General features: G+C 56.2%; 12 protein-coding genes. 5 read left to right on the top strand and 7 right to left on the bottom strand.

The annotated features are described in order from the left end of the window. The first annotated feature begins 240 nt into the window (after nucleotides 1-240). On the top strand, nucleotides 241-996 hold the full coding sequence (locus tag HMPREF2708_RS06700; protein WP_210400323.1) for an SDR family NAD(P)-dependent oxidoreductase: 756 nt from the start codon (nucleotides 241-243) through the stop codon (nucleotides 994-996). A gap of 90 nt (nucleotides 997-1,086) precedes the next feature. Next, nucleotides 1,087-1,530, top strand: coding sequence for a DUF2871 domain-containing protein (locus HMPREF2708_RS06695; protein ID WP_070833583.1), 444 nt, complete (start codon nucleotides 1,087-1,089; stop codon nucleotides 1,528-1,530). A 111-nt stretch (nucleotides 1,531-1,641) separates the two neighbouring features. Here the strand turns inward: HMPREF2708_RS06695 and HMPREF2708_RS06690 are convergent, their stop codons facing one another. The 3 genes from HMPREF2708_RS06690 to HMPREF2708_RS06680 are packed head-to-tail and all read right to left on the bottom strand — an operon-like array spanning nucleotide 1,642 to nucleotide 6,132. Beyond that, nucleotides 1,642-4,266: an ABC transporter permease gene (locus HMPREF2708_RS06690; protein WP_070833582.1), complete on the bottom strand. Its 2,625-nt coding sequence runs from the start codon at nucleotides 4,264-4,266 to the stop codon at nucleotides 1,642-1,644. 21 nt (nucleotides 4,267-4,287) lie between these two features. Next, a complete protein-coding gene (locus HMPREF2708_RS06685; RefSeq protein WP_246840362.1) occupies nucleotides 4,288-5,082 on the bottom strand; it encodes an ABC transporter ATP-binding protein in 795 nt (264 codons plus the stop codon). Between the two features lie 18 nt (nucleotides 5,083-5,100). Further along, nucleotides 5,101-6,132 carry a pseudouridine synthase gene (locus HMPREF2708_RS06680; RefSeq protein WP_070833581.1) on the bottom strand — a complete coding sequence of 344 codons (1,032 nt, stop codon included), beginning with the start codon at nucleotides 6,130-6,132 and terminating at the stop codon, nucleotides 5,101-5,103. 297 nt (nucleotides 6,133-6,429) lie between these two features. Here HMPREF2708_RS06680 and HMPREF2708_RS06675 point away from each other — a divergent pair, with 297 nt between their 5' ends. The 3 genes from HMPREF2708_RS06675 to HMPREF2708_RS06665 all read left to right on the top strand — a co-directional run bounded on the left by HMPREF2708_RS06675 (nucleotide 6,430) and on the right by HMPREF2708_RS06665 (nucleotide 8,962). Beyond that, entirely contained in the window at nucleotides 6,430-7,329 is a 900-nt protein-coding gene (locus HMPREF2708_RS06675) for a universal stress protein (RefSeq protein WP_005510554.1), read from the top strand. 343 nt (nucleotides 7,330-7,672) lie between these two features. After that, a complete protein-coding gene (locus tag HMPREF2708_RS06670; protein WP_070833580.1) occupies nucleotides 7,673-7,966 on the top strand; it encodes a GlsB/YeaQ/YmgE family stress response membrane protein in 294 nt (97 codons plus the stop codon). 375 nt (nucleotides 7,967-8,341) lie between these two features. After that, on the top strand, nucleotides 8,342-8,962 hold the full coding sequence (locus HMPREF2708_RS06665; RefSeq protein ID WP_070833579.1) for a TetR/AcrR family transcriptional regulator: 621 nt from the start codon (nucleotides 8,342-8,344) through the stop codon (nucleotides 8,960-8,962). A gap of 52 nt (nucleotides 8,963-9,014) precedes the next feature. On the opposite strand, the gene yidC is transcribed toward HMPREF2708_RS06665, so the two are convergent. From yidC to HMPREF2708_RS06645, 4 genes are all read right to left on the bottom strand, one after another. Beyond that, nucleotides 9,015-10,373 carry a membrane protein insertase YidC gene (gene yidC / locus HMPREF2708_RS06660; protein ID WP_070833578.1) on the bottom strand — a complete coding sequence of 453 codons (1,359 nt, stop codon included), beginning with the start codon at nucleotides 10,371-10,373 and terminating at the stop codon, nucleotides 9,015-9,017. Nucleotides 10,374-10,569: 196 nt separating this feature from the next. Continuing rightward, nucleotides 10,570-10,923: a histone-like nucleoid-structuring protein Lsr2 gene (locus HMPREF2708_RS06655; protein WP_005510529.1), complete on the bottom strand. Its 354-nt coding sequence runs from the start codon at nucleotides 10,921-10,923 to the stop codon at nucleotides 10,570-10,572. A gap of 348 nt (nucleotides 10,924-11,271) precedes the next feature. Beyond that, nucleotides 11,272-13,029, bottom strand: coding sequence for an alkaline phosphatase D family protein (locus HMPREF2708_RS06650; protein ID WP_246840361.1), 1,758 nt, complete (start codon nucleotides 13,027-13,029; stop codon nucleotides 11,272-11,274). Between the two features lie 160 nt (nucleotides 13,030-13,189). Next, the gene (locus tag HMPREF2708_RS06645; RefSeq protein ID WP_070833576.1) at nucleotides 13,190-13,969 is read right to left on the bottom strand and encodes a DUF6474 family protein; all 780 of its coding nucleotides are present in this window, start codon (nucleotides 13,967-13,969) and stop codon (nucleotides 13,190-13,192) included. Nucleotides 13,970-14,055 lie beyond the last annotated feature (86 nt).

Raw genomic sequence — 14,055 nt, 5'->3', positions numbered from 1 at the left:
GAGAGTAGGTCGCCGCCGGCATATATTTTTTGTGGGTCGTGGTTGCCTCCCCCTGTTGTGGGGTTGGTGGCCGCGGCCCGCTTTTGTTTTACCCACAAGTAAACGACATAAAACAGCGTAAGTGTTTTAGTGCTGTATCTTTTTGTCGGCATGTTTATTCTCATACAGCACTCTTCGTCGGCGTCGTTTTAATTGCCTGAACCAGTCAGCTGTATCTTGGAATTCATGCGAGTGGGAATCGTGACTGGAGCATCTCGGGGCATAGGCGCCGTCTTCGCCTATAAACTTGGGCAGCTACGTCCAGACCTAGATGAAATCTGGTGTATCTCTCGTAGCTACAACGATGGTTCTTCCAGCGAGGACTCTGAACACTCTAGGAACCAAGGTCCGCGTCTTCGATATCTTCGTCTAGACCAGTCCGATGATGATTTTGGCGATAAACTCCGGAATCATGTTGAGCGCCATCACGCGACGATAGTTTATTTAATCCTCAATGCCGCGTATGCGAATTATGGCGATGTTAATACCCAGGACTTTTCGCGGGCTGATCAAATGATACAGACGAATATTCGCGGAACGGTCGCAGCGGTTTACTCTCTATACGATCTATTCGAAAAGAATGGCCACATTATTCTGGTTTCGTCGATCTCTGCTGTAGCACCAACTCCGGGGCTCGCGGTGTACACAGCATCGAAAGCGTTTATTCGGCATTGGGGTATCAGCCTTAGGGAGGAATTAAAGCCTAATGGTGTAACTGTAACTATTTGCTACCCGGGAAAGGTTAAGACCAAGGCGCTCCGGGACGTCGTGAAGCAGGCGAAGTCGGTGAAGTTGCGTCTTATGCCGGAGCAGAATCTCAGTTATCTGGTGGAGCGCACGTTACGTGCAGCGGAGAGCGGTCGAGCGGAGGTCGCACCCGGCCTATATGGTCTGGTGATGACTCTATTTAAGGCTGTGCCGAAATGTGTGGTGGCTCGATTCGCGCGGTTAGTTTGAGACCCTCTAGTTTCGCGGTATCAAACTTTCGTTTAACCCCCTGGGTTTAGTCCATTTAGAAGCCAGTGTTATCTGAGTAGGCTACGAAGTATGCGTAAGTTATTCACGGCCGCTTCGGTCTATCTCGGTCTTGGTCTGTTTTCTGGCGTTTTCTATCGTGAATTTACCCGTGCGATGGATTTTGGCGATAAAACGCAGCTCAATACGCTGCACACGCATTTCCTTGTCCTTGGCACGATCTTTTTCTTGGTTGCGCTGGCATTGGATGGTCAATTCAATATTTCAGCTGTCAAGGGCTTTGATCGCTGGTTCATTGTTCAGAATGTCGGTATTGTTTGGACAATCGGCATGATGGTGGCAAACGGTATCGTCCACGTTGTTTCAGGCCCGGAGGCCTGGGGTCCGATGTACTCGGGAATTGCAGGACTCGGCCACATTATCCTGACGGTTGGCTTTGTGTGGTTCTTTATGCTGCTCAATAAGGCGCTGAAGAATCGTGAACGCGAGGTTCGCAAGGCCAATGCAGCCGTATAAATTTCCAGCGGAAATGAGTGAGTCGGATAGCTGATTCGGCCTAGGTGATAAGGCGAAATAAAACCCCGTGCAGAAACTATATCTGCACGGGGCGCTTTCATATAGCGGCGACTATTCGTCTGCGATAGCGGCCAGAGGTGGTGTCTTCGCGGCCTTCTGACCAGGTCCGAGAGCAGCAATAACACCTACAAGCGCAGACCCAAGCAGCATGAGAACAACCTGCAGCCACGGTACCGCGATAGTATTCAGGCCCTCATCCTTCAGCACGGTCAGCAGTGACCAGCCGAGGAACAAACCGAGGACAATACCCACAACCGCGCCGAAAATGGAGATTTCCACAGATTCCAGGCGAATCATCCGGCGAATCCCCGAGCGCTGCAGGCCGACGGCTCGAAGCATGCCAATCTCCTGGCGGCGCTCGACAACTGAGAGCGCGACAGTATTGATGATTCCCAGAATCGAAATGATGACCGCCAGCGCCAGCAGCGCGTACACGATTCCCAGCATGACATCGATAGAGGCATTAGCCAGACCCGCGAACTCCTTAGCAGTCATCACTTGTACTACGAGGTAGTCCGCAACGGCGTTGCTAAGCTTCTGTTTCATCTCATCCATAGCGCTGTCATCTGCGGCGATGGAATCGGAGACATCGACGTAGGTCTGGAGGGGCAAGATAAGCCTGCTGTTGATGTGCTCATGAATGGCAGCATCGGAGATGATGATGGACTGGCCGGGATCGCCAGTGTCGGCAAAGATACCGGTGACGGGGAGCTGCACGACACCGCTCTTTGCAATTACTGCGAGTTCAGTGCCAATTTGCCATCGGTTCTTCTGCGCTGTTGATTCGCTGATGACAATGCCCGCCTCCGGCTTCGCCAGATCGAGAGAGCCCTGGATGGCGCGGGTACCGTACCACTTGGCAACGTCACCATTGAAAACAGATGCGTTGCCTCCTTCTGGTCCGCCTTCGAGTTGTTCGGGCATGGAGTCCATCATCGTGGGGGCTTCTTCAGGTGGGATCACCAGCAGTGCACCAATCGACAAGGTTGCGGTGTCTTCGACGCCATCGATATTTTTCACCGCGTCCTCGACACCAAGAGGCAGGGCCGAATGCGCAGTCAGAGGCGGCGAGAGCACGAAGTCAGCCGTCAGATTTGTCTCTGACCACTCATTGACCGCTTCCTTCATGGACACGCCGAACATGCCGATCACAGTCACCAGCGCAAGTCCGAGCGTCAGTGCAAACGATGTGGTTCCCGTTCTGCGCGGATTGCGGTGGGAGTTCGTTGCCGCAAGCTTGCCGACGGTTCCAAAAGGCGCACCTACGACGCGCCCCAGTCCTCCGATCAGAGGCATGGACAGCGCGGGGCCGACAAGCCAGACGGAGGCTACGGCCATCACTGCACCGACACCAACGAAGATGGCGCGAATCTTGGTTTCCGCGTCGTTCCACTGCAATGCCCAGGCAATGATTGCGATAGCGGCGGATGCCAGCACAGCGCCGCTCCATGTCCGAATACTGAGACTATTGCTGGTTGTTTGATCCCCAGAGCGCATGGCTTCCACAGGAGGAACGGCACCAGCGCGGGCCGCCGGTGTCCAAGCGGCAATCATGGTAATTACCACGCCGACAAGGAGAGGAACGATGACTGCCACCGGTTCGAATGTCAGGCCGTCGCCGGGCATGGAGATACTCATGGCATCGAGAAGCATGAATAGCCCCTGGCTCAGCCCAAATCCCGTGATTACACCTAGTGCAGAACCGATGAGGCCAACAATGAATGCCTCCAAGAGGACGGACGCAGTGAGTTGTCGTCGTGAAGCACCGAGGGCGCGGAGGAGAGCGAATTCCTTCATGCGCTGAGTGACCAGCATGGTGAAGGTATTGGAGATGATGAAGATGCCGACCAGCAGACCGATGAGCCCGAAAGCGATGAGGAAGTAGTTAACAAAGCTTAAGGCGGAGGAGACACGTTCGGAAGCCTCGTCGGCGAGCTTAGAGCCGGCCTCTACCTTGAGGTCGGGGAACGCGGCCGCGACATTACGGGTAAGTGTGGCAGCATCAGTGGTGGAATCGGCAGCGAGAGTAAACATGTCCACATGTCCGTCTTCGCCGTAGAGCTCGCGCCACTGATTCTGGGTGAAAAAGACCGCGAGGTAGCCAGTTTCGTCGATGGAGGTATCAGCGATGCCGACGACCTTCACCGTCGCCCGATCGAGACGGGTGGCTACTTTGATTTCAGTGCCGACGTGGAGGCTGCCGAGTTTGGCGGTGGCGGAGTTGACGACCACCTCACCTGGTGCTTCCGGCGCGTGTCCCTCGGTAATCGTGACTTTGTTGCCCACCGCTTCGGCCGCTGGATAGTAGGGAAGACCCATCGATGGCGAACCATTGGTCTGAATCGGCTTGCGGTCGGCTCCCGTGGCCGTGATGCTATTGCTGGGATTGCCGATGTTGAGGGCGCGCACCCCAGGGAAGTTCTCCACCTTCTGTTCAGTTTCTTTGGTGAGCGCACCGGGATTGTCAGCGGGGGCCGTCACCACCACGTCGACACCGTCATAAGCGGTACTCATTGCGCCCTTAAAGGCCTTGTCCAGCGATGATGTGAACACAAATGCGCCGGTGATGAAGGCCGTGCCCAGCACGACCGAAATAATTGTGAGCACGAGGCGCAACTTGTGCGAGGTGATGTTGCGCCAGGCGACGCGGCTCAGCGTGGAAGACGATGATGCCATGGGGGGAGATGACCTGCCTTCCTAAAGATTCTCAATATCTGCCATGCGCGCCAAGATATCGGCGGGCGTGGGATTGCGAAGCTCGTCAACCACGCGGCCATCCGCGAGGAACACAACACGGTCTGCGTAGGACGCGGCGGTGGCATCATGCGTCACAATGACGACGGTCTGGCCGATGTCATCAACCGCATCGCGGAGAATCGTCAGCACCTCACGAGATGAGTTCGAGTCCAAGTTGCCCGTCGGCTCATCGCCAAAGATGATCTCCGGCCGGCTGACGATGGCACGCGCACAGGCGACACGCTGCTGCTGGCCACCGGACAGTTCCGAGGGGCGGTGCGTAAGCCGTTCTTTAAGCCCGAGGCGCGTGGTGATTTCCTCGAACCACTGCTTATCCACCTTCCGACCAGCGATATTGATAGGCAGGGTGATGTTCTCTGCCGCCGTCAACGTCGGCACCAGGTTGAAGGACTGGAACACAAAGCCCAGGCGATCACGCCGCAGCGCCGTGATTTCCTTGTCCGACAGCTTCGACAGTTCCGTCGTGCCGATGTATGCGCTTCCCGACGTCGCGGAGTCCAAACCGGCCATGCAGTGCATCAATGTCGATTTGCCGGACCCGGACGGCCCCATAATCGCGGTGAACTCACCAGCGGCAAAAGAGATGTCAACATGGTCCAGTGCAGTAACAGCGGCATTGCCGTCGCCGTACTTCTTGGTGAGCCTCTCAGCGTAGGCCGCCGCTGGTGGGGCGGAATGCTCCAAAGAAGATTCAGCGGAAGATTTAGCGGATTGTTGTGCATGCTTGGCAGACATGGGGGAGGGGGCTCTCTTCTAATTAGATTTGATCAACGGCGAATTAATATCCGGCAGCGAAAGCGGATTGAAAACGCTGCGGCGGGAATGGAACGTTCGTTGTTCACCAGTCACGGGGTCAGCGAAACTCATTTCTACACAGACCAGGTGCAGGGGCTCCGAGGTATTCTCGGCCTCCAGCGGCAGAATCTCCGGGTAGTACTGGTCGCCCAGGATGGGAAAGCCCAGTTCACTCAAGTGCAGCCGCAGCTGATGAGTGCGTCCGGTGATGGGTTTCAATTGCCACAGCGCAACGCGATCACTGTCGGCAGCGAGGCCGTCGGCGTCCGAAGGCACGTCGACAAGCGAAATGTGCTCGATGATGGTGTGGGCGTTTGGCTCGCCCTCGAGAGTATAAGCCTGCATCTGGCCAGCAACTTTGTGCTGTCGTGTGCGCAACTCCAGTGGGGTCTCGGGCAGGGCTTCGCTGGTCGCGCCAGCGATGGGTGTGGGCGATGTCAGCGCGTGATAGCGCTTAGTGACTTCCCCAGATGCGAAAAGCCCCTGGTAGGCACCGCGAACTTCGCGCCGGGCGGTAAAGATGAGCAACCCCGATGTCAGCCTGTCGAGGCGATGCGCGGGAACCAACTCCGGATTTCCCAGCTCCCGCCGCAGGCGTACGACAGCGGTTTCCGTGATGTGTCGGCCGCGTGGCATCGTTGCCAAAAACGACGGCTTGTCGACGACCACAAGGTTGTCATCTTGAAAGACAATCGGCATCGGCCCCGCGATTGTGCGCTCCGGTGCCGGGGTGCGGTAAAACCACATTTCCGCGCCGGGCTTCACCATGTCATCCGGACTGTACGGCACTGAGTTGGCGCGAACGACGAGCCCATCTGCAAAGCGCTTGGCCACAGCCGCTTCATCATCGTCCGGGTGGCGGTGGGTTTGGCCTGCGATAGCGCCTGCGAGCAGATCCCACGCACGGGTGGGGGCATCGCCACGACGCCCGGGAGCGGCGATGCGGGATGGGTTGAGCCCATCGCGAATGGGCAGTGGCATGCGACGCATACGGCTGACTTTAACAGGTGCCCCGGATTCATCTGACGGGCAAGCGGAGCTGCTGTGGCAGGACGGTGTTGGTATCGCCCCTAATGGCGTAGGTGGACAACATTCTGCCCTGTCGGTCGCAACATAATGGGGGTAGGGTGGAGGTGAAAGTAATAAAAGGGTTGGCTCGGAAGAGTTGACTAAATAGCAAAGCTTGTCCATTAAAATGGCGTCCAAGCAGGTGCGATAGGTGTAGCTGCGTTGCGGTCGGGCCGCGGAGAGCCAATTTTTATGGATCGCATAATAAGGAGGCAATCAATGCCAAGGCAGAACATCATTGTGTGCGCGGTCGATGGCTCGGAGGCATCCAAGACCGCCGTCAAGTGGGCCGCTAACACCGCAGTGAAGCGCGGTGAGCCACTCCGTCTGGTCAGCAGCTACTCCATGCCACAGTTCCTCTACGCAGAGGGCATGGTTCCGCCGCAGGAGCTTTACGACGATCTTGAGGCCGAAACCCTGGAGAAGATTAACGAGGCCAAGAAGATTGCCCTCGACTTCGCACCGTCGGTAGATGTCAGCCACCAGATTGAAGAGGGCAGCCCGATTGACATGCTGCTCGACCTGTCTGAGCAGGCAACCATGGTGGTTATGGGCTCTCGCGGTCTGGGTGGGCTCTCTGGCATGGTCATGGGTTCGGTTTCCGCCGCTGTTGTTTCCCACGCATCGTGCCCGGTTGTTGTTGTCCGCGAGGACAACCTGGTAACCGATGAGACCAAGTACGGCCCGGTCGTTGTCGGCGTCGATGGCTCCGATATTTCCGAAAAGGCAACGGAGTACGCATTCCGTGAGGCCGATGCCCGTGGTGCAGAGCTGATTGCAGTTCACACCTGGATGGACATGCAGGTACAGGCTTCCCTGGCTGGTCTTTCTGCAGCTCAGAGCCAGTGGCAGGTTGTGGAAGAGGAGCAAAAGGCTCTGCTCGGCCACCGGCTGGAGAAGTACGCTAAGAAGTACCCGGAAGTGGCCATCAAGAAGGTTGTTACCCGCGACCGCCCAGTTCGTGCTCTGGCTGATGCCTCGGAAGGATCTCAGCTGCTGGTCGTTGGCAGCCATGGCCGCGGTGGTTTCAAGGGCATGCTGCTCGGCTCCACCTCGCGGGCACTCCTGCAGGCGGCTGCTTGCCCGATGATGGTTGTCCGCCCGGAGACTGACGCCTAAAGCGGTCTTCGAGGGGACTGGGAAAAACGCCGGTGCCGGTCGTGGAGGTGCGTTTAGCGCCGAGAACAGAAACCGTTACCGAATATTTATAAGTAGAACCTAGCCGGTTTCCGACATGCCTCGGAGGTCGGCTTCGGTTTATTTAAATGGAGCCTCTCGTCTGCATAAATCCCGTTTTTATGCAGAAAGTACAGTTTCTATAAGGGTTTTCCGGTGGTTATCTGACTGTTATCTCGCTAGTTTCCCAGTGGCCGAAATGGCCTGATAGTGCTTGCAGTAGGTGCAAGATATTTTGGAAAGCCTTATAGTTGAGTCAGAACGATTTCGGAAAGGAATATCTATCATGAACGAGATTCTTCTTGCTGCCTCCTTTAGCCCCTCTCTGGGCTTCCTCGGCTGGATTATCGTCGGTGGCCTTGCCGGTTGGATTGGTTCCAAGATTATGGGCACCGATGCGTCGATGGGCGTCGTCCTGAATATCGTCGTCGGTATTGTCGGTGGCTTCCTCGGCGGTTGGCTGCTCACCCTGTTCGGCGTTGATGTCGCCGGTGGTGGAATGATCTTCAGCTTCCTTACGTGCCTGCTCGGCGCCGTGATTTTGCTGTGGATTGTCGGCCTGGTTCAGAAGCGTAAGTAAACCAAGAACAACAGCACAGCTCAGCACGAAGCGTCGAAACGCTGCTATCTACTGGATAGTGAGCTAGAGCGCAGGGCATCTCATTAACATTGAGATGCCCTTTTTGTTGTGCGGTTGTCGTGAAGTTGGCGTTCTGCGGTTGTCGCGACAGCTGTTGGGGGCAGCAATCATCGCACGCTAAAGTAGGACTAGAGGCTGAAAGACTGACTAGTTTGTTCTTTTACAAAATCACAGTCGCAGATACGCCTACAATGGAATATCACAGACTATAAACGCCCTGTTCAGTGTTGCGAAAGCAATGACGCTAACGCCGGTATTTGCGAGTGAGCAGCTGTTATAACGGGGTGTGACTTTGGAAGGACGAGAGGTACTGCCGTGGCAGAAGCGACAACGGGCAAGGGCGCAAAAGGCGGCCGCGCTTCGTCTCGCCGTCGTAACCGACCCAGTCCGCGGGAGCGCCTCCTGACATCAGCGACAGCTCTGTTTACAACGGAGGGCATCCGCGTTGTCGGCATTGACCGCATCCTGCGGGAAGCTGATGTCGCCAAAGCCAGCCTGTACTCGTTGTTTGGATCCAAGGACAAGCTGGTCATCGCGTATCTGCAAGACCTCGATACCAAATGGCGGGAGGCTTGGGAGCAGCGAGTGGCCTCGTTGGATACCCCGGCGGAGAAGATTCTCGCTTTCTTCGATCAGTGTATTGCGGAGCAGCCGGCAATCGACTTCCGTGGTTCACACTTCCAGAATGCGGCTAGTGAATATCCACGGCCGGAAACGGAGTCGGAGCAGGACATCCGCCAGGCCGCAGCCGATCACCGCGCCTGGGTTTGGCAACAGCTACACACGCTGCTGACTGAAAATGAATCTAGTATGCCGTCTGCTCACGCAAATATGCTGTTGCTCTACCTCGACGGCGGCCTCGCGGGTGCCAAGATGTCTAAGGACCTGAACCCGCTGCAGATGGCGCGCGACCTGGCCCGTGACTTGGTCACGTAAATACTTAATTCCCTTTTTTAACGCGCCCTAGTTCTCGCCTTTTGCTCACGGGCTAATCCCGGAAGCGTTTCCAGTCCGACTCCTTTGAGCCGGTGGCTTTCTTAACCATATTCTTCGTATTCTGGCCGAGCAGCATTCCCAGGTTCTTTGCAATCAGAATTGGCTTCGGCCGTTTCTGTGCTTTTTGCGCTTTCTCGGCTTGTCGTTTCATGTCTGCCCGCACTTTAGCCAGACCGGGAAGCGGCGGAACTATACCCGAGGAAATCTTCATATCCTGCGTCAGAGACGGTAAATTGTCCTGAGCACCAGGCCGCATCTGGGTCACTATGTAGCGAACCTTCGCAATTTTCAAAGCCTGGGCATATTCTTCTTCCTGCTTTGCTTTACGACGGTCCCGTGATGCTTTCTCAATAGCGGCATATTCGCTCTTGTGCTGCTTAATCTTCCACGGAGCGAATGCGGATTTGGTATAGAAGCGACGCTTGGCCTGCTTTAACTTCTTCTTTTCTTCCCACTCCGATTCGTATTCACCCTTTTGGTGGTTTTGCAGAGTTCGGAAATCGTCCGTGAGCGGGTAGGTCTTTTCCACATAGCGGGTGAGAATAATATTTTGGGTCAGTGTCCAGAAGTTATTGGTGACCCAGTAGACAATTAGAGCCACAGGTGTTGGGCCAAAGAACCCCGCGAAGAGGATCATCAGCGGTGCGTAGATAAGCATTACGCGCATGAATTTGCTGAGGAATACACTGACGCTATTGGAATAGTCGAGAGTGCGCTGCAACCGGCGGTAGGAAATGACCAAGTTAAAACCGGTGAAAATGGCCGCTGCCACGATGCCGATAATGCAGAAAGTTAACAGCGAATCATGATTGCCCCCGAGGATTTGCAGTTGCTCCGGGTCCATGCGCAGATATGCGGGTAGAGGCTGTCCCAAGAATGTCGCACTCAGAAAGTCGGAGATCTCATCCTTAGAGATGAATCCGACATTATGAGATGCAGGCAGCCCAGGCCCCTCAGACGCGCGCAGCATGTGCCTCAGCATGCGAACAAGGCCCATAATCACGGGAATCTGGACGAAGAGGGGCGCCAGCATTACGGAGGTCTTAATACCTTCGGCTTTGCGCATTTCCTTGCTGGCAAAGTTTGCGTATTGTGGCGAGTTCGGCTCGATGCTCCTGCGGTAGCGCTCCTTGAGCATAAAAAGCTGCGGCCGTAGGTTGGCTGTCTTGCGCGCCGAGATAAATTGCTGGAACGCGAGAAACGCCAGGGCGCCACGCACCGTAAACACCAGCAGGAAGAGAGAAAGCGTCCAGGACAGAGAAGACGGCAGGTGAAACACTGAGGCCAGTAAAAGGTGCCACGCCTTAAGGACAAACGAGACCAGCCAAACAAATGGTTCCAAAATAACCACGGGCCGACTCCTCCATGTCAAGGATAAGAAAAGTAAGACAACCGGATGAGGCCGGTGTGTCAATTCCAGCCGCTATCCTAGCGACTCGAATCACCTGCCCCAACTTTAAAACAGGGCCCCGCTGTGGCGGGACCCTGTCTTTAAGATAGTGAAGCTGGATGAAATCCAGTGGAAGGTAAACGAACCTGGGTGAGAACTAGTTAGCGCTCTCGTACTTTTCAATAATGTGCTTTGGCAGCGCACCACGGTCTGCAACATCCATGCCATTCTCTCGTGCCCACTGGCGAATCTTGCGATTGCGATCACGAGCCTCAGCGGCATTGGGATTAGCGGAAGAGCGCTTACGCGGGGCTACAACCGTGCTGTGATCAATAGAAGCGTTCGCAATATACGGTTCTAATACCTGCTCGAACTTCTCAGCATTTTCCTGAGAGAGGTCGAGAATGTAGTTCTTACCGCGGAAAGAGAAACGAACGACTTGGTGATCTGTGGAATCAAGCGGAGTCCCATCGAGGTCGTCGATGTACTGAATTAGTTCGCGGCGTGCCATAGAATCCCTGCCTTAGCTTGGTGCTGAACTTGTAATAATGAAGAAGGCTTACGGTGAAACTTCAATACGGTGAAATTTCAAATTAATATCAAGCCCTATTTTCTTTCCCCCACAGTATAAGTGCAAAGAAATTTAATGTCTATTGACGATAATTGAGCTAGATTGTGCAACTTATATTGAATATATGGTTTGTTAATAATTCGATTAATTGTGCACAAGAACTTGGGGTAATAAAAATACGGCCCTGCATGTTGTGCAGGGCCGTCGTGAACAGCAACTACGCCACTGAGGGCGCAATGCGGGGTGCGCTCTCAGTGGTCGTCGGCAAGTGAAAGGATGAGAAGGCGCTTAAGCCTGGGTCATGCCCTGACCAGGCTTGCCTCGGTAGGTAGCGGCGACGAAAAGTGGCTGGTTCGGTTCCTCCTTGACCTCGACCAGACGGTACTCAGCGGTAACGTCCTCGCGACCGAAGTAGACAGCGGCGTAGCCGTGGCGGTCGAACTCGAGGTAGTTGACGTACGGGTTCGCAGCCTTGAGTCCAGCGGTAGCAGCCAGGGAAATCGGGTTGTCCTGCGGCAGCTTCACAATGTCATCGATGTTCGGGGCGCTGACGGAAGTACAGACAATCTCAATGGCGGCAATGCCGGCACTCGGGTACTGGCCCGGGACCTTCGGTACGTTGCAGTTCCAGGAGGAGTGAATATCGCCGGTGAGGAAGACAACGTTGTCGTAGCCTTCTTTATCCATGATGTCAATCAGCTTACGACGTTCAGCAGCGTAGCCATCCCACTGATCCAGGTTGTACGGCAGACCGTCCTGCGGCAGGCTCAGCAGCTCGGTGACAGCGCGAGTGGCCTCCGGATCCAGCGGCGGAACCAGGCACTGGGTGAACATGACCGAGTTACCTACGACACGCCACTTTGCGCTCGAGGAACGCCACTGGCCGAGCAGGTAATTGAACTGCTCAGAGCCGAGCATGGAACGACTCTCATCATCGGTCTCGCCAGCGCGGATGAACTTCAGCTGCTGGTCACGGTAGGTGCGCAGGTCCAGCATGGTCAGGTCGGCGAGATCGCCGAAACGGAAGCTGCGGTAGAGCTTGCCGCCCTGTGAGAACGGGACAGCGCGAACCGGCAGCCACTCCAGGTAAGCCTGGATAGCAGCGTCGCGGCGGGCTACGTAGTCGCCTTCGGTCTCCGGGTCGTGGTTCTCAGCGCCACTGTGCCAATCATCGTTGGCGACCTCGTGGTCATCCCAGGTCACAATCCATGGCTTTGCGCGGTGAGCTTCCTGCAGGTCCGCATCGGTGCGGTAGGTGGCGTAGCGCAGGCGGTAGTCAGCGAGAGAAATAATCTCGTGAGCCGGCTTGTGGTCACGAACCGGGCCCTTGCCGGAGTAGCCACCGGCCTCGTACTCGTAGATGTAGTCACCGACACACATAATGATGTCGATGCGGTCATTTTCCGCCATATCGCGGTAAGCGGAGAAGAAGCCACTTTCCCAGTTAGCGCAGGAGGTCAGCGCGATGCCCAGGTGATCTGGCGAGGAGTTCACCGGTGGCGCAGTGCGAGTCTGGCCAATCGGGGAAACCTGGCCCGCGTGATCACCAGCGGTGACGGTAAAGCGGTAGAAGTAGTAGGAATCAGCGGAGAGACCCTTGACATCAATTTTGACGGTGTTGTCAGCATCCGGGTCGGTGTTCAGGGCACCAGAGGCAACGATGTTGCCGAAGCCCTCGTCGGAAGCGACTTCCCACTTCAGGGCAACAGGGCGGCCCTGGTTCGCACCTGCGGTGTCGCCGGGGTGCGAGGTCACACGAGTCCAGATAAGAACGGAGTCCGGCAGCGGATCGCCAGAGGCCACGCTGTGCTGGAAGACCTGGAAACCACCAGATCCGCCAGCATTAGCTGGGGACTGTGGCTCAGGATTGGCTCCCGCACTAGTAGCGGTTGCCAGGCCGATGGCGCCAGCAGCAGCACCGGTAGCGCCGGCACGCAGTACGGCACGACGAGAAGGGGTGAATGGCTTTTGGGTTGTTGCGTCGCTGTTCGAGACCGCACCGTTCAGATTTGAGGCTGCAGTCTGAGATTTATCTGAAGATGGCATAGCCCTCATTACAGTGGCTCTCAGTCCGTAGCGCCATCGGAGGGAGAAAATAGCCCGATACGGGGGTACTAAGAGCGAAAGCGCGACTAATGCTGCTCAACAACAGTCGCGCTGAGTCCGATGGATCTCGGCGAGTGGCCTTAACCCGAAGCGGCCAGGTTTACGCGCCCAGCTCCGAAATGATCTGGCGATCCAGAGAATCCAGCTCTGCGGTAATGGAGTGGTGCGCGCGACGACGCTGCTCCGGGGTCATCTTCTCGGCAGTGTTAATGGCATCAGTCATGACATCCAGACGCGAGTTGGCGTCCTTGATAAAACCATCGGTACCCTTGACGCCCGACTTACGCAGCTCTGTCAGTGAACCACGAGTGGCCTCAATGCGGGCCAGCAGCGGTGCACCGTGCCCCTGGTAACGAGCGGCATCATTAGCGGAAACACCGAACTTCTGTGCGGCCGAAGAGTGTTCACGGCGCTGAATGGCAGTGATGGCGCGGTAGGCCAGCGGAACCAGCACCGGTACCAGCAGGCGTGCGCCACCGATCCACGACTTTGCCTTGTCCTTGTTGAAGCCCTGGTTGCGCTGCTGTTGCAGGATCTTCTCGGCCATCTTGGTCTGGTGACGCTGCTTGGCGGCCAGCGCCTTCTTCTCGTCCTTGGCACTTGCCTTGCGGATCTTCTCCGCGCGCTTCAGAGCACGGTTTTCCAGCTTGAGTTCCTTCTTACCGAGCTTTTCCTCAGAACGAACGCGGCCAGCGGCCTCCTTCAGCTCCAGCTTGTGCTGGTGCTTCTGGTCGCGCTTAGCGGCCTTGACCTCAGCCTTGTGTGCCTTGCGATTAAGCCGAGCTGCGTGGCGAGCCTCTTCCTTAGCCTTCGCCTTGGCAGCCTTCACCTGCTTGGCGGTTTCGCGCCGACGCTCACGGATGTCACCCAAGAAGCTCATTTTTTCCTTCGCCTAGTTGCTCGCAGATAGTCCCTCCGGAAAAGCGGGGCGGAAAACCCGTAAACCCCACCGCGCCGGAGTGCGCT

It is taken from the genome of Corynebacterium sp. HMSC073H12 (assembly GCF_001837775.1).
Classification (GTDB): domain Bacteria; phylum Actinomycetota; class Actinomycetes; order Mycobacteriales; family Mycobacteriaceae; genus Corynebacterium; species Corynebacterium amycolatum.
This window is presented reverse-complemented; position numbering and strand designations above follow the sequence as displayed.